At 70.8% G+C, this 20,530-nt stretch carries 21 protein-coding genes and 1 pseudogene; 13 read left to right on the forward strand and 9 right to left on the reverse strand.

The window, feature by feature from the left end; translation table 11 throughout:
- Nucleotides 1–16: 16 nt before the first annotated feature.
- On the reverse strand, nucleotides 17–1,429 hold the full coding sequence (locus CX1_RS04895) for an amino acid permease (protein WP_174520151.1): 1,413 nt from the start codon (nucleotides 1,427–1,429) through the stop codon (nucleotides 17–19).
- Nucleotides 1,430–1,648: 219 nt separating this feature from the next.
- Nucleotides 1,649–2,575 (reverse strand): DapH/DapD/GlmU-related protein, encoded by a 927-nt coding sequence (locus CX1_RS04900; protein ID WP_046650693.1) that lies wholly within the window; start codon nucleotides 2,573–2,575, stop codon nucleotides 1,649–1,651.
- Between the two features lie 108 nt (nucleotides 2,576–2,683).
- Here CX1_RS04900 and CX1_RS12325 point away from each other — a divergent pair, with 108 nt between their 5' ends.
- The 8 genes from CX1_RS12325 to CX1_RS04930 all read left to right on the forward strand — a co-directional run bounded on the left by CX1_RS12325 (nucleotide 2,684) and on the right by CX1_RS04930 (nucleotide 9,026).
- Nucleotides 2,684–3,715 (forward strand): hypothetical protein, encoded by a 1,032-nt coding sequence (locus tag CX1_RS12325; RefSeq protein WP_060925347.1) that lies wholly within the window; start codon nucleotides 2,684–2,686, stop codon nucleotides 3,713–3,715.
- A gap of 112 nt (nucleotides 3,716–3,827) precedes the next feature.
- Entirely contained in the window at nucleotides 3,828–4,985 is a 1,158-nt protein-coding gene (gene dapE, locus CX1_RS04910) for a succinyl-diaminopimelate desuccinylase (protein WP_046651118.1), read from the forward strand.
- Nucleotides 4,986–5,014: 29 nt separating this feature from the next.
- A complete protein-coding gene (locus CX1_RS04915) occupies nucleotides 5,015–5,863 on the forward strand; it encodes an LOG family protein (protein ID WP_060925348.1) in 849 nt (282 codons plus the stop codon).
- A 65-nt stretch (nucleotides 5,864–5,928) separates the two neighbouring features.
- On the forward strand, nucleotides 5,929–6,741 hold the full coding sequence (gene folP / locus CX1_RS04920; RefSeq protein WP_060925349.1) for a dihydropteroate synthase: 813 nt from the start codon (nucleotides 5,929–5,931) through the stop codon (nucleotides 6,739–6,741).
- Nucleotides 6,738–7,571 (forward strand): glucosyl-3-phosphoglycerate synthase, encoded by an 834-nt coding sequence (locus CX1_RS04925; RefSeq protein ID WP_052753299.1) that lies wholly within the window; start codon nucleotides 6,738–6,740, stop codon nucleotides 7,569–7,571. Before folP ends, CX1_RS04925 begins: the two co-directional genes overlap by 4 nt.
- Nucleotides 7,568–7,750, forward strand: a complete 183-nt coding sequence (locus CX1_RS12330) for a hypothetical protein (RefSeq protein ID WP_152663233.1) — start codon at nucleotides 7,568–7,570, stop codon at nucleotides 7,748–7,750. The genes CX1_RS04925 and CX1_RS12330 overlap by 4 nt, the downstream gene beginning before the upstream one ends.
- A 12-nt stretch (nucleotides 7,751–7,762) precedes the next feature.
- A complete protein-coding gene (locus CX1_RS11985; RefSeq protein ID WP_082719111.1) occupies nucleotides 7,763–7,930 on the forward strand; it encodes a DUF3117 domain-containing protein in 168 nt (55 codons plus the stop codon).
- A 220-nt stretch (nucleotides 7,931–8,150) separates the two neighbouring features.
- Complete coding sequence (locus CX1_RS04930; protein ID WP_046651116.1) at nucleotides 8,151–9,026, forward strand: methyltransferase domain-containing protein; 876 nt, start codon at nucleotides 8,151–8,153, stop codon at nucleotides 9,024–9,026.
- Between the two features lie 68 nt (nucleotides 9,027–9,094).
- On the opposite strand, the gene CX1_RS12525 is transcribed toward CX1_RS04930, so the two are convergent.
- The 5 genes and pseudogenes from CX1_RS12525 to glgA form a co-directional block, all read right to left on the reverse strand.
- Nucleotides 9,095–10,162 (reverse strand): glycoside hydrolase family protein, encoded by a 1,068-nt coding sequence (locus CX1_RS12525; protein WP_255217635.1) that lies wholly within the window; start codon nucleotides 10,160–10,162, stop codon nucleotides 9,095–9,097.
- Between the two features lie 307 nt (nucleotides 10,163–10,469).
- Nucleotides 10,470–10,724, reverse strand: a pseudogene (locus CX1_RS12900) (glycoside hydrolase family 32 protein); the annotation flags it as partial.
- 1 nt (nucleotide 10,725) lies between these two features.
- Nucleotides 10,726–11,493: an acetolactate decarboxylase gene (gene budA / locus CX1_RS04945; protein ID WP_255217636.1), complete on the reverse strand. Its 768-nt coding sequence runs from the start codon at nucleotides 11,491–11,493 to the stop codon at nucleotides 10,726–10,728.
- Between the two features lie 10 nt (nucleotides 11,494–11,503).
- Nucleotides 11,504–12,046 (reverse strand): thiol-disulfide oxidoreductase DCC family protein, encoded by a 543-nt coding sequence (locus CX1_RS04950; protein WP_046651108.1) that lies wholly within the window; start codon nucleotides 12,044–12,046, stop codon nucleotides 11,504–11,506.
- A 33-nt stretch (nucleotides 12,047–12,079) separates the two neighbouring features.
- A complete protein-coding gene (glgA, locus tag CX1_RS04955) occupies nucleotides 12,080–13,276 on the reverse strand; it encodes a glycogen synthase (protein WP_046651107.1) in 1,197 nt (398 codons plus the stop codon).
- A 257-nt stretch (nucleotides 13,277–13,533) separates the two neighbouring features.
- Between glgA and glgC the strand changes: the two genes are divergently transcribed.
- Nucleotides 13,534–14,751, forward strand: a complete 1,218-nt coding sequence (gene glgC, locus CX1_RS04960) for a glucose-1-phosphate adenylyltransferase (RefSeq protein ID WP_046651114.1) — start codon at nucleotides 13,534–13,536, stop codon at nucleotides 14,749–14,751.
- Between the two features lie 408 nt (nucleotides 14,752–15,159).
- Complete coding sequence (locus CX1_RS04965; RefSeq protein ID WP_046651106.1) at nucleotides 15,160–15,759, forward strand: type 1 glutamine amidotransferase domain-containing protein; 600 nt, start codon at nucleotides 15,160–15,162, stop codon at nucleotides 15,757–15,759.
- 25 nt (nucleotides 15,760–15,784) lie between these two features.
- On the opposite strand, the gene CX1_RS04970 is transcribed toward CX1_RS04965, so the two are convergent.
- Nucleotides 15,785–16,894, reverse strand: a complete 1,110-nt coding sequence (locus CX1_RS04970) for a S66 family peptidase (RefSeq protein WP_046651104.1) — start codon at nucleotides 16,892–16,894, stop codon at nucleotides 15,785–15,787.
- Between the two features lie 67 nt (nucleotides 16,895–16,961).
- Complete coding sequence (locus CX1_RS04975) at nucleotides 16,962–17,588, reverse strand: O-methyltransferase (RefSeq protein WP_060925385.1); 627 nt, start codon at nucleotides 17,586–17,588, stop codon at nucleotides 16,962–16,964.
- A gap of 221 nt (nucleotides 17,589–17,809) precedes the next feature.
- Between CX1_RS04975 and sigE the strand changes: the two genes are divergently transcribed.
- The 3 genes from sigE (at nucleotide 17,810) to CX1_RS04990 (ending at nucleotide 20,448) form a co-directional block, all read left to right on the forward strand.
- A complete protein-coding gene (gene sigE, locus CX1_RS04980) occupies nucleotides 17,810–18,490 on the forward strand; it encodes an RNA polymerase sigma factor SigE (protein ID WP_082719112.1) in 681 nt (226 codons plus the stop codon).
- A 126-nt stretch (nucleotides 18,491–18,616) separates the two neighbouring features.
- Nucleotides 18,617–18,976, forward strand: a complete 360-nt coding sequence (locus CX1_RS04985; RefSeq protein WP_046651205.1) for a zf-HC2 domain-containing protein — start codon at nucleotides 18,617–18,619, stop codon at nucleotides 18,974–18,976.
- On the forward strand, nucleotides 18,973–20,448 hold the full coding sequence (locus tag CX1_RS04990) for a S1C family serine protease (RefSeq protein WP_052753315.1): 1,476 nt from the start codon (nucleotides 18,973–18,975) through the stop codon (nucleotides 20,446–20,448). The genes CX1_RS04985 and CX1_RS04990 overlap by 4 nt, the downstream gene beginning before the upstream one ends.
- Nucleotides 20,449–20,530 lie beyond the last annotated feature (82 nt).

Genomic DNA, 20,530 nt, shown 5'->3' on the forward strand with positions numbered 1-20,530 from the left:
GACGGTGCCGCGGTGACTAGTGGTGGACGCCGCGGACCGGGGTCTGATCGGCGGTGTCGCGGGCGCGGGCGCGCGACTTGGACGTGACACCGGCGAGCAGACCGAGGAAGAAGCACACCGCGACGACGGCGTAGACCTGCTGGCGGGCGACCTCGTCGAAAAGCATCATGACCGTCAGGCCGAGGATCATGAACACCGCCACCCACGACAGCCACGGGTAACCGGGCAGGCGGACGGTGAGCTCGTCGTTGGCCTCCATGCGGGGCCGCAGCTTGATCTGCGACAGGGCGATGACCAGCCAAATGACCAGCAGGCAGCCGCCGACGGCGTTGAGCAGGAACACCAGGACCGAAGAACCGTCGAACACGACCTGGATGCCCACCGACAGGAAGGCGAAGACCATCGACATGATGACGGCCTTGTACGGCACCGCCTGGGAGTTCATCGCGGTGAACAGGCGCGGGGCCTCGCCGCGGCGCGACATCGAGTACACCAGGCGCGACGTGGCGTAGATCTGGGCGTTGAACGCCGACAGCAGCGCCAGGACGATGACGGCCTCCATGAAGCCGACGACGCCCGGGATGCCCGCCTGCTGCAGCACCATGGTGAACGGCGACTCCGCGGCGGTGTCCGCGCCGTCGATCTGCGCGTAGGGCAGCAGCATGATGATGATCAGCACGCAGCCGATGTAGAACAGGCCGATGCGCACGATGATCGAGCGGACCGCCGAGGCGATCGAGCGCTTCGGGTCGTCGGACTCGGCGGCGGCGATGGTGACGATCTCGATGCCGCCGAACGCGAACGCCACCGCCAGCAGGCCCGCGGCGACGCCGGAGAACCCGTTGGGCAGGAAGCCGGACTCGGCGATGTGCTGCGTGCCGACGAAGGTCGTGCCCGGCAGCAGGCCGAACACCAGCAGCACGCCGATGACCAGGAAGCCGATGATGACGGCGACCTTGATGAAGGCGAACCAGAACTCGAACTCGCCGAAGCCGCGGACCTTGGCCAGGTTGACGATGGCGAAGAACACAACGCACACCAGGCCCGGGATCCAGCCCGGGATGCCCCACCAGGCGCCCATGATCGCGCCGGCGCCGGTGATTTCCGCGCCCAGCACCATGATCAGCATGAACCAGTACAACCAGCCCATGATGAAGCCGGCGGACCGGCCGAACGCCATCTCCGCATACGTGGAGAAGGCTCCGGAAGCGGGGCGGGCGGCGGCCATCTCGCCGAGCATGGTCATCACCAGAACGACGATGATGCCCGCGGCGAGGTAGGACAGCAGCACACCCGGGCCGGCGGCGTTGATGCCGACGCCGGTGCCCAGGAACAGGCCGGCGCCGATGGCGGAGCCGAGGCCCATCATGGTCAAGTGGCGAACTTTGAGTCCCTTGCCGAGGTGCGCGTCGTCGGACGCGTCCGGCACGGCCTCGTCGGCCCGGGACAGGGGAGAGTTGGTCATGGAGGGGACATTACTCGGGGCACCCCGGCCCCTCTTCCCTCGACCTAGGACCGGACTCCCGGACCCCGCAGAAGTCGTTGACCTCGCGGGTGCCCCGAACCTCGCGGGCGCCCCGAACCTCGTGGGCGTCGCGGACCTCCAGCGTCGCGTGGACTTCGCGCGCCGCCCTACGCCTCGGCCGCCCTACACCTCGGTCGGTCGCATGCACACCGCGGCGTAATCCGGATGGCGGTAGAAGTGCATCCGGTCGCGGCCGTTGAGCTCCCACGCGGTGACGCGGCGGGTCTCGCTCGGGATCTCGATCGGGGTGTCCTTGTCGATGAGGATGTTCTTGTCGATGATGCAGTCGTCGCCGAGGTCCACGCCGACGGTGCCGGCGGAGATGCCGATGTTGCAGCGGCGGCCGATGGTCAGCGGGATGCGGCGGCCGCGCTCGTCGTGGCGGGCGACGGCGGTGCCGGCCAGCCCGATGGTGGTGTACTCGCCGAGCACGACGCCCGACGACAGGCGGCCCTCGATCTTGCAGGGGCCCAGCGAACCGGAGTTGAGGGAAACGAAGCCCTCGCGCAGCACGGTGGTGCCCGGCGCGAGGTAGGCGCCCAGGCGCACGCGCTCGGCTTCGGCGATGCGCACGCCGGAGGGCACGACGTAGTCGACCATCCGCGGCATGCGGTCGATGGAATAGACGTGGATCAGGCCGCGCATGCGCAGGTTGGTGCGCAGCGCCTCGAAGTTGTCGGGCTGGCAGGGGCCCTTGTTCGTCCAGGCGACGATGTTGAGTTCGTCGAACACGTCCGCCATCTGGATGGAGTGGGGGGTGACGATGCGGTGCGACAGCAGGTGCAGGCGCAGGTAGGCGTCGTGGGAATCCACCGGCGGCTTGGACAGGTCGGCGATGGTGGTCCGCACCGCGACCTGTTCGACCCTGCGGTCCTCGTCGAGGAGGACCTGGCGCAGCAGCTGCGGGGTGAGGTCCTGCGCGCCGAGGCGGCGGGTCCCCGATTCGGTGACGGTGTCGTCGAGCTGGGGATTGGGGTACCACGTATCCAGGACGGTGCCGTCCATTGCGATGTTCGCGATACCCGTGGCCGAGGCACCAGTTGTCATCATGTTTCAGATACTATCCGCTGCCGATGGCGCCCTCGACCGCACGGTGCCCCAGCAGCCGCGCCGCCTCACGATCAACGGCGTTCACATCACGCACCTCCGGAGGTCCCCGTGCCCGGCCAGACGCCCCGCAGCTCGTCCCGCAGCTCGTCCCGCAGGTCCTCCCGCGGCACCGCTCGCGGTTCCATCACCTCGACTCTGCTCGCCCGCTCCGATCTGCCGCGCGCGGCGAAGGGCGCGATCGCCGCGTCGCAGGCGCTGGCCCGCCCCGCGCTGGTGGCACTGGTCGTCGGCGTGAACGCCGCGTTCCTGGGCTGGCCGCTGGTCGCGTGGACGGCGGTGATCGTGCTGTTGGCGTGGGGCGTGAGCTGGGGCGTGTTCGCGGGAGTGGCGGCGGGGAAGTGGGCCCTGCTCGGCGCGCTCGCGGTCGGAGTCCCGGGCACCTGGGCGATGTGGTCGGGGCTGTCCGGCCCCGGCGCGGCCGGCGCGTCGGTGATGCTGGGGCTCCTGCTCGTCGGTCTGGCGGCCGGCCTGGTCGGGGGAGTGTCGGTGCGGGCGTCGTGGGATCGTCGCCAAGCAGATCGCGAACGCCGGCTCGCGGCCTTGCCGGACTGGGCCCGCGATGAGCTCGGCCGGGTCGCCGACCGCCTCGACCCCTCGTTCCGCCGCACCCCGGGCCCCGCCGTCGTCGGCGCGCACTCGGATCCGGCGGTGCGCCTGCTCGCCGCGGTCTGCCGGCCCCTGCCCGGTGCGACGGTGCTGGCGGGCGAGCCGGCCATCGCCGTCAACGGTTCGCGCGTGGCGGTCGTCGCGTGGGGCCCGCGCCTGGATCGCGCCGACGAGGCCCCGCCGCTGCCGCCCCTGCCCGCCGGCGCCACGGCGCGGGTGTTCGTGCTCAGGGAGGGCACCGAGTTGGCCGACGAGCTGGGCCCGCTTGACGACGGCCCGGCGCCCGCTGCCCCCGGCGCGGTCGATGATTCCGGCGCGGTCGTTGAAATCGTCGCCACGGAACCGCAGGAACTCGCCGCCCACCTGGGCGCGGGCACGCCGCCGGATGGCGACGCGCTGCACGGCATCGCCGCCGACCTGCATGCCCGGGTGCTCGCCGCGCTGGATGGCTACCCTGGATCGGGTGAACGCTAAAGATTTCGATCGCGCCGGAGATCCGGACGCCGACACCGACGGCACGGCCGCCGATGCAGTCGGCACCGGCACCACCGACGCGGCCGCACGCCCCCCACACGCACGCGACCATCTGGACCTGCGCGCGGACCCCGTCGAGCTGACCGCGGCGCTCATCGACATCCCCAGCGTCTCGCGCGACGAGGCCCGCATCGCCGACGCCGTGGAGGCGGCGCTGCGCGATGTCGCCGCGACGATCCCGGAGGGAATGCCGGCGGTGACGGTGGAGCGCATCGGCGACAACGTCGTCGCCCGCACCCACCGAGGCCTGCCGCAGCGCGCGATCCTGGCCGGGCACCTGGACACGGTGCCCATCGCCGACAACGTGCCGTCGACCCGCGGCGTCGACGCCGAAGGCCGCGACACCATCTTCGGCTGCGGCGCGGTGGACATGAAGAGCGGCGACGCCTGCTACCTCCACGCCTTCGCCACCTTGGCCGGCTCGCCGGCGCTGAAACGCGATCTGACGCTGATCATGTACGCCTGCGAGGAGATCGCCGGGGAGTTCAATGGCCTGGGCCACCTCGCCGACAGCCATCCCCATCTGCTGGAAGGCGATGTCGCGCTGCTCGGAGAGCCGTCGGGCAACGTCATCGAAGCCGGCTGCCAGGGCTCCATCCGCGTCAAGGTCACCGCCCACGGCACGCGAGCACACTCGGCCCGAGCGTGGCTCGGCGACAACGCCGCCCACCGTCTGACCGGCGTGCTGTCCCGCGTCGCCGCGTACTCCGCCGGAACTGCGCGGATCGACGGCCTGACTTACCGTGAGGGAATGCAGGTCGTCCACATCCAGTCCGGCGTGGCCACCAACACGGTGCCCGACGAAGCGTGGGCCTACGTCAACTACCGGTTCGCGCCGCACCGCGACACCGATGAGGCCATCGCCCACCTGATGGGCGTCCTCGCCATCGACGACCCGCTGGTCGACGTCGAGATCGAAGACGTCAGCCCCGGCGCGGCACCCGGCCTCGACCGGGCGGCCGCCGCCGAACTCGTCGCCATTGCCGGCGGCGTGGCCAAGCCCAAGTACGGCTGGACGGACGTGTCGCGATTCGCGGCGCTGGGCATCCCGGCCGTCAACTTCGGCCCCGGCGACCCCGCGTACTGCCACAAGCGCGACGAGCAGATCCCCGTCGACATGATCACGGAGCTTTCCGACGACCTGCTGCGGTACCTGACCACCGCGCCCGCGGATGACGGCCGGAACGCGACCGCGCCGGCGGCGTCGTAAAGCGAAACCCCAACCCAGGAGACCGAAACATGGCCCCCCACCGCACCCCGTCCCCGGACCGCAAGCGCAAGCTGCGCGGGCCGATCATGGTCCGCGAGTCCGCCGAGTCGAACCCGAACCGGTCGACGACGGACCGTCGGCTGCTCGACCCGCAGCAGGCCACCGACTGGCTGCACACCGACACGTGGCGAGTGATGCGCATCCAGTCGGAGTTCGTCGAGGGCTTCGGTGCGCTGGCGGAGATCCCCAAGGCCATCACGGTCTTCGGCTCCGCCCGCATCAAGGAGGACCACCCGTATTACATCCAGGGCTGCGAGCTGGGCAAGGCCATTGTCGAGGCGGGCTACGCCTGCATCACCGGCGGCGGCCCCGGGCTGATGGAGGCCCCCAACCGCGGAGCCTACGACGCCGACGGCCTGTCCGTGGGGCTCGGCATCGAACTGCCGCACGAGCAGGGCATCAACGACTGGGTCGACCTCGGCCTGAACTTCCGGTACTTCTTCGTGCGCAAGACCATGTTCCTGAAGTACTCGCAGGCGTTCATCGGGCTGCCCGGCGGCTTCGGCACCCTCGACGAACTGTTCGAGGTGCTGGTCATGGTGCAGACCGGCAAGGTCACCCGCTTCCCCGTCGTGCTCATGGGCACCGAATTCTGGGGCGGGCTGATCGACTGGATCCGCGACCGCGTGCTCGCCGAGGGCATGATCTCGCCCGAGGACATGGACCTGTTCCTGGTCACCGACGACATCGACGAGGCCATCGAGTTCATCGTCGCCGCCCACGAGGGGCAGGAACGCGACCGCCGCGAGGAGGCAGCGCGCCGGGCCGTCGCGCGCGCCCACCGCGACGGCGACGAGGGGCTGCTGGGCCAGCGGTGACGCAGCATCGGACGGCCCCGGCGACGGGGCGAAGCGCATTCCAGCCCACGCCGCTGCCGGCGGTGATGGCGATAGTCAACCGCACGCCCGACTCCTTCTACGACCGCGGTGCGACGGCGGCCGAGGACGCGGCGCTGGCGCGCATCGACGAGGTCGTCGCGGCGGGGGCCGACGTCATCGACATCGGCGGGGTCAAGGCCGGGCCGGGCCCGGTGGTCGGCGCGGACGAGGAAATCGACCGGGTGGTGCCCACCATCGCCGAGGCCCGCCGCCGCCATCCGCGCGTGACCATCAGCGTTGACACGTGGCGGGCGCCGGTGGCCGAGGCCGCCCTCGCCGCCGGCGCAGACCTGGTCAACGACACCTGGGCCGGGCACGACCCCGAGCTGGTGGAGGTCGCCGGGGCGCACGGCGCCGGTTACGTCTGCTCGCACACCGGCGGCGCCGTGCCGCGCACGCGGCCGTTCCGGGTGCTTTACGACGACGTCGTGGCCGACGTCATCGCCGAAACCACCGCGCTGGCCGAACGGGCGGTGGCCTGCGGCGTGCCCGCGGACAAGGTGCTGGTGGATCCGACGCACGACTTCGGCAAGAACACCTTCCACGGCCTGGAGCTGCTGCGGCGGCTCGATGAGCTGGTCGCCGCCGGGTGGCCGGTGCTGATGGCGCTGTCGAACAAGGACTTCGTCGGCGAGACCGTCGGCCGCGGCGTCGACGGGCGCGTGCCCGCCACGCTGGCGGCGACGGCGTGGGCGGCGGCGCAGGGCGTGGCCATGTTCCGCGTCCACGAAGTCGCCGACACCGTCGACGTGTGCCGCATGATCGGCGCCATCCGTGGCGACGTCCCGCCGTTGTCGACGGTCCGGGGGCTGCAATGAGCCCGGCGAATGGCGGGGAGGGCGGCGTCGTCAAGCGTCCGTCCGTGTCCGTGGTGCTGCCGGCGCTGAACGAGGAAGCGACCGTGGGCGCGGTGATTGCGTCGGTGGGGCCGAGTCTGGCGGCGGGGATCGTCGACGAGATCGTCGTGGTGGATTCCGATTCCGCCGACGCCACCGCCGAGGTCGCCGCCGCGGCCGGCGCGCGCGTGGTCAACTGGGCCGACGCGCTGCCCGGCGTGCCCGTCCGCCCCGGCAAAGGCGAGGCGATGTGGCGCGGGGTGGCCGCGGCGCGCGGCGACATCGTGGTGTTCCTGGACGCCGACCTGCGCGACCCGTCGCCGACGTACGTGCCGTCGCTGCTGGCGCCGCTGCTCACCGACGACTCCGTGCGGCTGGTCAAGGGCCATTACCGCCGCGACGCACCGGGCGACGTCGGCGGCGGGCGCGTCACCGAACTGACCGCCCGGCCGCTGCTGGCCGCGTTCCGCCCGGACCTGGCCGTGATCCGCCAGCCGCTGTCCGGCGAGTACGCGGCATGGCGCGCGGATTTGCTGGAGCTGCCCTTCGCCGCGCGGTACGGGGTGGAGATCGGCCTGCTCGTCGACGTCGCCGACCGGTGGGGCGCGGAGTCCATCCGCGAAGTCGACCTCGGCGTGCGCGTCCACCGCAACCGGCCGCTGGGCGAGCTGGGGCCGATGGCCGTGGAAGTCTCGGCGACGCTGCTGCGCAAAATCGGCCTCGAGCCGGCCACCGCGGGCGACATCCCCGACGATCGCCCGCCGCTGTCCGGGGTGGACGGGGTAGTCGCGACCGAAAGGTGGCAAGGATGATCGAAGTCCTGGTCATATGCCTATATGTGCTGCTCATCCCCGCGTTCTGGGCGGTGTTCGTGGTGCTGCTGTCGCGGTTGCCCAATGGTGCGGATCAACCCCCGGTGCCGCCAAAGCGCGTATCATCGGGGGATGAGCGCGGCGCAATCGGTGAACCGCGCACGCACTTGCGCGAATGAGGAGAGAACCACATGGCAGCGATGAAGCCCCGTACCGGAGATGGCCCGCTGGAGGCCGTGAAGGAGGGCAAGAAGATCGTGATGCGCGTTCCCGCCGACGGCGGCGGGCGCCTGGTCGTCGAGCTGACGCCGGAGGAGGCCGCCGAACTCGGCGCCGCGCTGTCCTCCGTGGGGGAATGATCTTCCCCTTCATCGATCTTCGATGAGGCCGGGAGGCGCACAGCCCCCGGCCGCCACTGCCATGCCCCGCCGACGCCCCGTCGCCGGGGCATCGCCGTATGTCCCGGCCGTTACGCCCGGCCCATTGGCGAACGTCCGGGGGATGCGCGGTAGCATTGACCACCATTGACGGGCGCTGGTTTCCATGGCGCCGTCCGCCGACTTCCGAGGAGTGAACAGGTTGCTCGCCGACATCATCGACGTGCTCGCAGACCCCATCGACGGGTCCCCGCTGGAGTGCGGCGACCCCGAGTGGGCGACGCTGAAGTCCGGCTCCGGCCACAACTACGACGTCGCCCGCCAGGGTTACGTGACGCTGGCCGGCGGTGCGGGCCTGCGGTACTCGGGCGATGACGCGAAGATGATCGCCGCCCGCGAGGAGTTCCTCTCCGGCGGGCATTACGCGCCGTTCGTCGAGGCCGTGACCGGCAACGTGCAGGATGTCCTGGACGATGCGGGCGTGGCGGAGGAGGCCAATCCGGCGATCCTGGAGATCGGCGCGGGCACGGGCTACTACCTGGCGCACACGCTCGATGGCGTCGACGGCGCGCGCGGCGTGGGCATCGACGTCTCGGTGCCCGCGGCGAAGCACCTGGCCAAGTGCCATCCGCGCGTCGGTGCGGTCGTGGCGGACGCGTGGGCGCGGCTGCCCATCCGCGACAATTCCATCGATGCGATCACGGTGATCTTCGCGCCGCGCAACGCCGAGGGGTTCGCCCGCGTGCTCAAGCCGGGCGGGCAGGTCGTGGTGCTCACTGCGGCGACGGGCCACCTCGGCGAGCTGCGGCAGCCGCTGGGCATCATCGACGTCGAGCGCGGCAAGGTCGAGCGCATGATCGCCCAGGCCGAGGGCCACCTGGTTCCGGTGGGGGAGCCGGAGTTGGTGGAGTTCCCGATGATGCTCGACCAGGACGCCATCGCCGCGCAGATCGGCATGAGCCCCTCGGCGCGCCACATCCACCCGGATGTCCTCGCCGAGCGCATCGCGGCCCTGCCGTCGCAGATGGAGGTCACCGCCCGCGCGTACGTCACGCGCCTGGGCAAGGCGGAGAAGTAGGTCCCGCTCCGCTCCAATTTTTCGCTTGACGACGGCCACCCTCACCACGGGTGGCCGTTTCGTCGTCGTCAGAGGCGGACGGTCCAGGCGCCGTCGGCGCTGAAGGCCCGCACGGAGAACAGCGCCGCACCGTCGTCGGCGATGATCTCGATGGCCGATCGGTCGACGATGACGTCGAGGTGGTGGGCGGCACCCGAGCCGGTCCCGCCACCCGGCGTGCTCGGCCCGCGCGGGCGAAGCGTGGTCGCCCTCTCGTCGCCGAAGTGATTGGGCACGCCCGCGGTGCGGCGGGTGACCGTCACGCGGTCACCCGACAGTGACACCGTGACCAGTGGGGCGTCCTCGGGGCCCGTGCTGTCTGCACTGTCTGCACTGTCTGCGCCGTCTGCGGCCGCGTCTTCTCCGGCGGTGCTCCCCGTGGTCGATGAACCAAGGGCGGTGGTCCCGCGCAGCTCGACTACCCCGTCGCTGTCGAGGCGCACGCGGAAGACGTCGCCCACGTGGCCGTCCCCGACGATCGGCAGGTCGTCGCCCGAGGGGAGGACGGGGGACTGGAGGAGGCGGCCGTCGTAAAGCGACAGTTCCCGGGCGAAGGTCAGGCAGTGCAACCAGCCTTCGGCGGTGATGGTGGGGTGGTCGTCTTCCTCCGGCATGCCCATCCAGCCGAGCATGACCGGCCGGCGCTGTGATGTGGCATCGGCAGCAGTGGCGTCGGTGAAGACCTGCGGTGCGTAGAACTCGAAACCGTGGTCGAGCTCGGTGAAGGGCGTGGTGACGTGGAATGCGGCTGCGGCGTCCGGGGCATCGGGAAGCTCGAGGTGCCCGACCAGGTACCCGCACTGGTAACGGTTGCGCAGTACGTCGCCGGCATCGGCGCGGATGCCTTGCGGCGACAGGATGAGCACGTCGGCCGCGGCGCCGGTGGCGGCGTCGGTCATGCGCAGCAGATTCGGGCACTCCCACATGTAGCCGCCGGGGGAGGGGCCGTCGATGACCAGCTCGCGGCCGGCGTCCCACGTGCGCCGATCGCGTGAAAAGTGCAGCAGCGCCGTGCCGCGATCGTCGTCGGTGCGGGCGCCGAGGAGCATCCGCCAGAGCCCCCGGCCGGTCGGGGTCCTCGGTGACGATGGGGTCACGGTAGTGCGCGGTGAACCCCGGTGGCGGACCCGGGATCAACGGATTGGCGGGGTGCTTGACGGGGACGGCGAGGGAACCGTCGGAAAGCTGTTCGGCCAGCGCCAGATTCTGTGTCGCGCCCCACACGTGGCCGACGGGGACGCCGTCGGGAAACGCTTCGGCCAGGCGCGCGGCACCGGTGCCGGCGCCGGGGACGGCGGCCGGATCAGAACCGGAACCGTGGCCCGCGAACTCCGCCGGCACCGGCAGGTTGCCGGTGTAGAACAACTCGACGGGATCGCCGGGCCGCTGCGGGGCGACGGCGCCGCCGGAGAAGCAGCCGTCGGCGTCGTAGGCGTCATCGGGGAACAGGGCCTGCGGGCGATGGCGCCACGTCAGCAGGTCCTCCGACGTCGCGTAGCCCCAGCCGGTGCGCCGCGGCTCGGCCGGGAAACCGGGATCGAGCTGGTAGAACACGTGCCAGAGATCGTGCCCGGCCCCCTCCAATCGGATCAGCCCGTTGGGGTCGTTGAGGCGGCCGCGCTCGGGCGTGAAATGGAACGCCGGCCGGTGCCCGGGCACGCTAGTCCTTGACCTCGGTGGCGTGGATCTGCTCGTCGAGGTCCTCGGGCGCCAGCTGCGCGCCGGAGAACTCCTCCGACAGCGGCAGCCGCAGCTGCAGGTCCGTGCCGGGGCAGATCTCGATGGTGCCGGAATTCAGCTTGAAGTCGAGCACGTGGCCGCCGCCGGTGCGGTCGTCGTCGATGAAGTGCACGTGGCAGCCCGGCACGGAAATGCCCTTTTCGTAGACGGGCGTGCGGAACCCGGCGATGACGCCGCGGACGTTTTCGAAGTCGACGGACTCGTCGGCCTCGGTTGCCTCGATCATCTTCGGGTACGGGCGCGACTGCTTGACCACGGTGCGCGTCTTCACCCACTCGAACTCGCCGGTGATTCGCAGCGCGTACATGTAGTTCGCGCTGGGCACCACGGAGTCGATGTACGGGGTGATGTCGGCGCGGACGCAGTCGTCGGGGGCGTCGCGGACGATGTGCGGCACGAAGTTGGTCACCACCGCGTAGGGCGTGCGCTGGCTCATCGACGCCTTCGTCGCCGACCCGTCGCCGCGCAGCTGCCAGCACACGCCGTCGACGATGACCATCTCCCCGTCGAGCCCGTCGAACGTGCCGATGCCGAAGTTGCCCTTGCCCAGCAGCTCCCCGATGGTCATTTCGCCGTCGTAGATGCCGTCGAGCAGCGCCGTCATCAGCGACGCCTGGAAGAACGTGTGTCGGGTGGTGGGCAGATCCGCGGGGTGGCTGCCCCGCGCGTTGTTCGCGTTGGTGTTCACCCGTCCCAGGCTAGTGCCGTCGCGCCTGCTTTACGACGGCCTCCGTCACCCTCGACACCGTGCCCCTGTTGTCGGCGACGAGCCGGTAGGCGATCGACGCCGGGGCGCGCACCAGCGGGTTGAGCAGTACGGCTCCGGCGAACCGCCAGAAGCGGGTGCGGCCATGGTCGCGCAGGGCATGGCCGATCGCTTCGTGGCCGAGTGCGACGAACGGCGGGGCGGGCGACGATGAGGTGATCGACGGCGGCGCGGGCTCGTCGTCGGCACCGGGCTGGGTGGCGGCGTCGGCGCCGGGCGATGAAGCTCCGCGCCGGTTCTCCACGTACAGCGCGTGCCGCTCGATCAGCGTCGGGTCCACGCCGACCTCGTCGAACGGGAAATCCGACGAGGAAACGATGTGAAGGGAGGGCGCCGGGCCGTCGTCAAGCGAAAACGGACCCGGGCGCCCGCCGACCGTGATGGACCCCAGCGCCCGCGCCGCACGCGCGCAAAAACCGCAGCCACCGTCGAAAATGAAGGTGGCTGCGGCTGGTGAGGGGAATTGCGTGGACATCAAGTGACCGGGGGCCAGGGGACCGGGGCCGACCTACATCAGGCTCTTGTAGACCTCGACGGTCTCCTGGGCGATGGTCTCCCAGCTGAACACGTCGATCGCGCGCTTCTTGCCGGCCTCGCCGATCTTCTTCGCGGCGTCGCGGTCGGCGACCATCTTGTTGACCGCCGCGGCGATGTCGGCCTCGAAGCCCGACGGATCGGACTCGTCGTAGTGGACCAGGGCGCCGGTCTCGCCGTCGACGACGACCTCGGGGATGCCGCCCACGTCCGAGGCGACCACGGCGGTGCCGCAGGCCATGGCCTCGAGGTTGACGATGCCCAGCGGCTCGTAGATCGACGGGCAAACGAAGGAATCGGCCGCGGTGAGGATCTCCTGGATCTTCTCCTTCGGCAGCATGTCCTTCACCCAGAACACGCCGTCGCGCTCGGCCTGCAGGTCGGTGACCAGCTGCTCCGTCTCCGCGGCGATCTCCGGGGTGTCCGGCGCGCCGGCGCACAGCACCAGCTGCACGCCGTCGTCGAACTGGGACGCGGCCTTGATCAGGTGGCCCACGCCCTTCTGGCGGGTGATGCGGCCGACGAAGGCGACCATCGGGCGCGACGGATCGACGCCGAGCTCGTCGAGCACCGACCAGCCGTTGGCCTCCTTGGACTCCTCCCACGTCGGGCGCGGGTACCAGAGGCCCGGGTCGATGCCGTTGAGCACCACGTGGACGCGGTCCGGCTCGATGCGCGGGTACGCCTCGAGGATCGCATCCTTCATCCGCGCCGACACCGCGATGACGCCGTCGGCGTACTCCATGGTGTTCTTCTCCGACCACGACGACACGTCGTAGCCGCCGCCGAGCTGCTCGCGCTTCCACGGGCGGTGCGGCTCCAGCGAATGAGCCGTGGCCACGTGCGGGATGCCCTTGAGCTTGCCGGTCAGATGGCCGCCGAGGCCCGCGTACCAGGTGTGGGAATGGACGACCTGGATGTCGGTGGCCGCGGCGGCGTCGGCCATCCGGAGGCCCGTCGACAGCGTCTTGATCGCCGGGTTCGCGTCGGCGAGTTCGGGGTCGACGCCGTGGACGTGGCACCCTTCCTCGTCGCGCGGGGCGCCCATGCAGTGAACGTCGACGTCGACGCCGTCGAGCTCGCGCATGAAACGGGTCAGTTCCGTGACGTGCACGCCGGCGCCGCCGTAGATTTCCGGGGGATACTCTCGGGTCATCATCGCAACTCGCATGGCAACCAGCGTATCCGCATTCCGGGGGCTTGGTCGGGGCCGCGCACGCGGGTGGGGTGCCGCGGGGGCGGCGCGTGGGGACGGTGTGTGGGCGGTGCGCGGGCAGCGCGCGATCGGCGCGCGGGTGGGGTGCCGCGGGGGCGCGGCATCGCGGGGCCGAAGCGGAGGGAAAGCCCGGGCGGGAGAGGCGGCGGGTGCCGGTGCGGGGGTAGTCACATCGGAAGCGGGACAAGGAAAACGCAAGTAGGTTGGAGGGCGTGAGGAGTCAACCACATGTCCTGTCCATTGTTCTCGCCGGCGGCGAGGGTAAGCGCCTGTTTCCGCTGACGGCGGATCGCGCGAAGCCCGCGGTTCCGTTCGGCGGGAGCTACCGCCTCATCGACTTCGTGCTGTCGAACTTGGTCAACGCGGGTTACGTGAAGATCTGCGTGCTGACCCAGTACAAGTCCCACTCGCTCGACCGGCATATTTCGCAGGCGTGGCAGCTGTCCGGCATCACCGGCCAGTACGTCACTCCGGTGCCGGCGCAGCAGCGGCTGGGCAAGCGCTGGTTCACCGGTTCGGCCGACGCGATCCTGCAGTCCCTCAACCTCGTGTACGACGAGGCCCCGGAGCACGTCATCGTCTTCGGCGCCGACCACGTCTACCGCATGGATCCGGAGCAGATGGTGCAGGCGCACATCGAGTCCGGCGCCGGCGTGACTGTGGCGGGCATCCGCGTCCCCCGCAAGGAGGCGCACGCCTTCGGCTGCATCGACGCCGACGACAACAACCGGATCACCAGCTTCCTGGAGAAGCCGTCGGATCCGCCCGGTACCCCGGATGACCCGGAGGCCACGTTCGCGTCGATGGGCAACTACGTGTTCACCACGGAGGCGCTCGTCGAGGCCATCAAGCGCGACTCGGAGAACCCGGATTCCGATCACGACATGGGCGGCGACATCATCCCGATGCTCGTCGAAGAGGGCGAAGCCTACGTCTACGACTTCAAGGACAACTACGTCGCGGGCGAGACCGAGCGAGACAAGGGTTACTGGCGCGACGTCGGCACCATCGACGCCTTCTACGAGGCGAACATGGACCTGATCTCCGTCCACCCGGTGTTCAACCTCTACAACAAGAAGTGGCCGATCCACACCTTCGCGGACGAGAACCTGCCGCCGGCGAAGTTCGTCCAGGGCGGCATCGCCCAGGCATCCATGGTCGGTGCGGGCACCATCGTTTCGGGTGGCACCGTGCGCAATTCGGTGCTGAGCACCAACGTCATCGTCGAGGATGGCGCGACGGTGGAGGGTTCCGTGCTCTTCCCGGGCGTGCGCGTCGGCCGCGGTGCCGTCGTGCGCCACGCGATCCTGGACAAGAACGTGGTGGTGGGCGATGGCGAGATCATCGGCGTCGACCACGAGCGCGATTCGCAGCGTTTCAAGATCAGCCCCGGTGGCGTCGTCACCGTCGGCAAGGGCGAAGTCATCTAGTTTCGCCCGCGTCCCCGGCCGCCGCCATCGGCGGTGGTCCGGGGTTCTGCCGTGCGTGGTGCGCGCGGGTTCGCTTCGGGCGGGCCTTCGCTTGACGATGTCGGCGTGATTGACTCTCCGGCGGTCGCCCCGGTTTTCGGCGGCCATTGCCGTTCGGGCCGTGGCACGCATTGTTTTGCGTGTCACGGCCCTTTCGCATGTGCGGCCGGTGTGCGCGGGCGGGCATGGTGGCGGGGAATCGCTCATCGGTGAATAATCGTCACCATGGGTCCCTGGGGCCCGTTGCCCGTTGCCCGTTGAACGACCAAGGCACATCGAACGACCAAGGCACACCGAACGACCGGGGCAACCAGAACGACCAAGACAAACTGATCGACCTAGACAAGCAGAACGAGGAAAGAGGAGACCATGACGGATTCGGCCAACCAGAACCAGTCCACCGATGACCAGGGCAGCGGTTTCGCGAAGAAGCTCGACGGCCGACGCATCGCGGTGCTCGCCGGCCAGGGTGTCGAGCAGGTGGAGCTCACCGATCCGATGCGCGCCATCCGCGCCGCCGGCGGCACGCCGGTGATCGTGTCGTACTCGGAGGGCTCCTTCGTCGCGATGAAGGGCGATTGGGAGCACGCCGACTCCTTCGCCGTCGACGTCGACGTCAACGAGGCCGAGGTCGAGCCGTTCGACGCGCTGGTGCTGCCGGGCGGCACCCTCAACGCCGATGCGGCGCGCATCGAGGATGGCGTGCTGCGATTCGTGAAGGCGTTCCACGAGACCGGCCGCCCGATCGCGGCGATCTGCCACGCGCCGTGGATCCTCATCGACGCGGGCCTGGCGTCGGGGACGAAGCTGACGTCGTACGTGTCGTGCAAGGCCGACCTGGTCAACGCCGGGGCGGACTGGGTGGATGAGCCGCTCGTCGTCGACGGGAACATCATCACCTCGCGCAACCCGGGCGACCTGGATCAGTTCTGCGCCGCCATCATCGACGCGGCCGGCTCCGCGCGGTAGCAGCGTTTCCCTGCGGCGCGGGGGATCAGTAGCGAGCGAAGACGCGGCGGTCGGCGCCATCGAGGCGCATGACCCCGCCGTAGGGCAGCGCCCACTGCGGCCGGGTATGGCCGAAGGGGATGCCGACGCACACCGGAGCATCCGGGTTGTACGCCGCGACGGTGGAGATGATCGCGAGCGCCTGATCGTCGGCGTAGCCGCGACGGGCGGCTTCGTCGGGCACCTCGGTCATTGTCGCGGTCGGCGGGCAGGCGGCGATGACACCGGCCACTTCGTCGAGAATCCCCGCCTCACCGAGCGCCCGCATCCACCGGCGCACCCACGACACCGGCGGCACTTCCTCCGCGGTTTCGACCATGAGGATCGCCCCGCGCAGCTGCGCCAGATCGGGGAAACGCCCGGCCATGCCGATTTCCACCAGCGACTCCAGGCAACCGCCCCACGTCGGGCCCGCGACCTCGACGGCGGGACCGGCCCATTCCCACGGGCGCGCCGGCCGTCGTTCGCCGAACTGCGTCAGCGCATCGCGGGATGCCCAGTGGACGCCGAAGTCCTCCATCTCGCCGGGGTCGGTGATCTCGAGCTCGCCGCCGCGCGCATCGACGCCCGCATCTGCGTCTGCCTCGAGGCCCTCCCCGAACAGCGCCGCCCGCAACGACCGCAGGTGCACGTCGTCGATGTGCGGCCCGGCGCCGAGGTGGACCTGCGTCGAACCGCCGTAAAAGCTGGTCAGGCCGAGCCCGCGCAGGTGGTTGTGCAGGTGCGTGTTGTCGGAGTAGCCGAAGAACGGCTTCGGGTGGTCGCGGAGGACGTCGTCGTCGAGAAGCGGGACCACGGTGATCTGATCCTCGCCGCCAAGAGTGGCGAAGATGGCCTTGATCCCGGGATCGGCGAAGGCCGCCTGAATGTCGGCGGCGCGATCGGCGGGCGGTGCGGCGTGACGACGGGTCGTCGGGAACTCCACCGGCGTGAGTCCCAGATCATCCCGGATGCGCCGAAGGGCCTGTTCGTGGACCTCCGGTCCGATCGACGGGGCGGCGAACGAAGGGGACAGCACCGCGACGCGGTCACCGGGGCGGAGCCGAGCGTGGTGTGCGGGGGACAGGTGGGGAGAGGGCGAAGAAGACGTGGTCATGTGCGCGTCCCATCACGGCGGCCGTCTCAACCGGCGGCCGCCTCGCGTCGGCGGGGCGGGGTGGGGCTTACTCCTTGATCAGCGCCACGGCGCCCGCGCCGATCGGCAGGCGGGTGACCTGTGCGTCCTCGCGCTCGAGGAGGTGCTTCTCGGCCTCGCGGGCGGCGACGGTGTCGCGGTCGCGGCGGGACTCGTCGGCGATGGTGCCGTCGAGGAGGACGCCGGCGAAGATGAGGACGCCGCCGTCGGAAAGCAGGGGCCACGCCCGCTCACGGAACAGGGGGATTTCCGCGGGCGCGACATCGGCGTAGATGAGGTCGTAGGCGCCCGGCGCCAGGCGGCCCAGCACGTCCAGCGGGCGCGACGGCAGGAAGCGGTGGCGCGACGGGCCGATGCCGGCGCTGCGGAATGCGTCGCGGGCGAGCTTCTGATGCTCGATTTCGGGGTCGATGCACGTGAGCACGGCGTTGTCCGGCATGCCGGCGAACAGGTGCAGGCCGACGACGCCCACTGCGGGGGTCGCGGCGACGGCGGCGGGCCCGTCGGGGCGGCGGGCGGACGCCAGCGCGGCGATGGCGGTGAGCACGCCGCCGGCGACGGCGTCGGGCGTGGCCAAGCCGAATTCGGCGGCGTCGTCGCGCGCGCCGGCCAGCGCGTCATCGGCCACGTCGGTGGCGATGATGTGGGCGCTCATGGCGTCGAGGGCGGAGATCGGAGCTGCGGAATCGGTCACGGGCCCGAGTGTAGGGCGGCTGGGTCGATTGGCCGGGGAGGGCGCGCCGGGGATGGTGCACCCGCACAGGGGGTGAACCAGGTGCACCCGGGTGCGTTCGTTGCCGAATCGGGACTGTACTCACACCCGACTATCAGGATATGGTCAATCCACCCCCAGGCGGATAGGGCAAGGTACCCCACATGAACGACGAAGGCTCCTCCCAAGCACGCACCGACGCTCGCGCCGACGTGCGCGATACGGGTCGTGATGCCGGCCGTGAGACGGCCGATTCCGCGGTGGCCGAGGATCTCACCGGCACCGCCGCCTTCGACGCGGGTGCGGGCGACATGCCCTCGTGGGCCCAGTTGGTCGAGGAGCACGGCGACAGCGTCTACCGCCTGGCCTTCCGTCTGACGGGCAATCCGCATGACGCGGAGGATCTGACGCAGGAAACGTTCATGCGCGTGTTCCGTTCGCTCAAGCGCTACAAGCCGGGCACGTTCCAGGGGTGGCTGCACCGGATCACCACGAACCTGTTCCTGGACATGGTCCGCCACCGCCAGGCCATCCGCATGGAGGCGCTGCCGGAGAATTACGACCGCGTGCCGGGCACCGCGCCGACGCCGGAGCAGGTGTACGCCGACGCGAACCTGGACCCGGATCTGGAGCGCGCCCTGGCGGCGCTGCACCCGGATTACCGTGCCGCGGTGGTGCTGTGCGACGTCGTGGGCCTGACCTACGAGGAAATCGCCGACACCCTGGGCGTGAAGATGGGCACCGTCCGCTCCCGCATCCACCGCGCCCGCACGCAGTTGCGCGCGAATCTGGAGGCCGCCGAGCGCGAGCGCGCCGAGCAGGAGCGCCTCGCCCGCGTCGTCTAGGCCCTGCGCCGTCCGCGTCGGTATCGTGGGCGGAAAGTACTTCAGCAGGGGTGCGGCGCGTCGTTTTTCGCTTGACGACGTCCCCGCGTCCCCGCCGCAGCGGCCGATGATCCGAGGAGGCGCGTCATGGCATCACCGCATCACGATTTCGCGTCGACGGACCATCTGGGCGTCGAGGCGGTGGCGGCGTTCGTCGACGGGGAGTTGGGGCCGACGGCGCATCGCAGGGCCCAGGCGCATCTGCTGGCCTGCGGCGAGTGCCGGCGCGAAGTCGCGCGGCAGCGGCAGGCGGCGCGGCGGTTGCGCGATTCCGGTGAGTTGCACATCCCGGCGGATCTGAGGGAGCGGTTGGCATCGCTGTCGCGGGACCAGATGCCGGAGGATGCGCCCGGCGCCCGGAGCCTGTCGCACCGCCGCCCCGATTCTTTCGCGGCGTTCATCGAGTCGGCGTGGCGCACCATCCGCAAGACGGGCAACGGCCAGTGACGGGGGAGCGGAACGAGCGCAATCCATTCGCACGGCCCGAGGGCGTCACCGGCGGTTCCGATCCCCGGTACCGCGAGTGGGGCCGCCTGGACGGGCATGCCGCCGGCCTCGATCGCCTGCTCTCCAGCGGCGACGTCGCCCGCGATGCCGCCTTCGCCCCGCGCGGCGAGGCCCACCAGGGACTGCAGCTGCCCCCGGAGGGAAGGCGGGGGGCGTCGTCAAGCAACGGAGGCGGGGGACTGTTCGACGACGACCTCGGCGACGGCGTCGGGGACCCGTACTCGCCGTGGTCGAACCCGGGCACGCGGATGGTCGCCGGTGCCGCCGCCCGCAAGGACGCGGTGCCGCCGTTCGAGCCCGTGGTGCCGGTGCCGCGCGTCGACGCGCGCGAGGTGGTGCTGGGCAAGGTCGTGCCGTGGCGGATCCTGGCGCTGGGGGCGGCGGTGGTGTTGGCGCTCGGCGGCATCGGCGGTTTCGCTGGCGGCTGGGCGGGCAAGACGTTCCGCGCCGACCACCAGCGCGTGGAACTGCGGCAGGTCGAGGGGCGGCCCGGCTCCGGAGACCTGACCGAGATCGGCGAGGTCGCCCAGCGCGTGCAGCCGGCGGTGGCGGCGATCAACATCGAGGCCATCGGCATGAGCGGCATCGGCTCCGGCGTGGTCATTGACGAAGACGGCCACATCCTGACCAACAACCACGTCATCTCCGGCGTGGCCGACATCCCCGACGCCGAGCTGACCGTGACGTTCTCGGCGGCCGGCGAGGCGCGCAGCGTGCCGGCGCGGATCATCGGCCGCGACCCGAAGACCGACCTGGCGGTGATCAAGGTCGAGGACGTCTCCGGGCTGACCGTCGCGGAGCTCGGCGACTCGTCCCAGGTGCGCGTCGGCGACACCGTCATCGCGCTGGGTTCGCCGCAGGGGCTCAACGGCACCGTGACGTCGGGGATCGTCTCCGCGCTCAACCGCCCCGTGCGGCTGGCCGGCGAGGGCACCGACACCGACGGCGCGGCCGACGCGATCCAGACCGACGCGTCGATCAACCCCGGCAACTCCGGTGGGCCGCTGGTCGACGTGCGGGGTGCGGTGATCGGCATCAACACGGTGATCTTCTCCGTGTCCGGTGGCTCGCAGGGCCTTGGCTTCGCCATCCCCATCAACATGGCCAAGGGCATCGCCGAGCAGCTCATCGCGGGGGAGCAGCCGGTGCACCCCGACATCGGCGTCACCGCGCGGACCTCGACCAACGGCGCGGCGGCGGGCGCGGAACTGGCCACCATCGTCCCCGGCGGCCCCGCCGACGCCGCGGGCCTGCGCGAAGGCGACGTGATCACCGCCGTCGGCGACCGGCCGGTGGGGTCGGCCGATGAGCTCACCGTGGCCATCTGGACCGCCGGTGCCGGCGACACCGTCCGCGTGACGCTGATCCGCGACGGCCAGCGCATGGAATTGGACGTCACTCCCGAGGGGTAGGCGGGCGTCGCAAAGCAGTCCCGCGGCAACCGGAGCGCCCGCCACCTGCAATCGGGCGCCGCGGCGGCTAAGGTTGGATCCC

Origin of the sequence: Corynebacterium xerosis NBRC 16721 = ATCC 373, from assembly GCF_001552415.1 — a bacterium.
Taxonomy (GTDB): Bacteria; Actinomycetota; Actinomycetes; order Mycobacteriales; family Mycobacteriaceae; genus Corynebacterium; species Corynebacterium xerosis.

What these genes read in the sequence shown, in the direction of transcription:
- CX1_RS04900 (WP_046650693.1), bottom strand. Translation starts at nt 2,575, where the DNA reads ATGATGACAACTGGTGCCTCGGCCACGGGTATCGCGAACATCGCAATG.
- CX1_RS04915 (WP_060925348.1), top strand. Translation starts at nt 5,015, where the DNA reads ATGGCCCCCCACCGCACCCCGTCCCCGGACCGCAAGCGCAAGCTGCGC.
- folP (WP_060925349.1), top strand. Translation starts at nt 5,929, where the DNA reads ATGGCGATAGTCAACCGCACGCCCGACTCCTTCTACGACCGCGGTGCG.
- CX1_RS04925 (WP_052753299.1), top strand. Translation starts at nt 6,738, where the DNA reads ATGAGCCCGGCGAATGGCGGGGAGGGCGGCGTCGTCAAGCGTCCGTCC.
- CX1_RS12330 (WP_152663233.1), top strand. Translation starts at nt 7,568, where the DNA reads ATGATCGAAGTCCTGGTCATATGCCTATATGTGCTGCTCATCCCCGCG.
- CX1_RS11985 (WP_082719111.1), top strand. Translation starts at nt 7,763, where the DNA reads ATGGCAGCGATGAAGCCCCGTACCGGAGATGGCCCGCTGGAGGCCGTG.
- CX1_RS04950 (WP_046651108.1), bottom strand. Translation starts at nt 12,046, where the DNA reads ATGTCCACGCAATTCCCCTCACCAGCCGCAGCCACCTTCATTTTCGAC.
- glgA (WP_046651107.1), bottom strand. Translation starts at nt 13,276, where the DNA reads ATGCGAGTTGCGATGATGACCCGAGAGTATCCCCCGGAAATCTACGGC.
- CX1_RS04965 (WP_046651106.1), top strand. Translation starts at nt 15,160, where the DNA reads ATGACGGATTCGGCCAACCAGAACCAGTCCACCGATGACCAGGGCAGC.
- CX1_RS04970 (WP_046651104.1), bottom strand. Translation starts at nt 16,894, where the DNA reads ATGACCACGTCTTCTTCGCCCTCTCCCCACCTGTCCCCCGCACACCAC.
- CX1_RS04975 (WP_060925385.1), bottom strand. Translation starts at nt 17,588, where the DNA reads ATGAGCGCCCACATCATCGCCACCGACGTGGCCGATGACGCGCTGGCC.
- sigE (WP_082719112.1), top strand. Translation starts at nt 17,810, where the DNA reads ATGAACGACGAAGGCTCCTCCCAAGCACGCACCGACGCTCGCGCCGAC.
- CX1_RS04985 (WP_046651205.1), top strand. Translation starts at nt 18,617, where the DNA reads ATGGCATCACCGCATCACGATTTCGCGTCGACGGACCATCTGGGCGTC.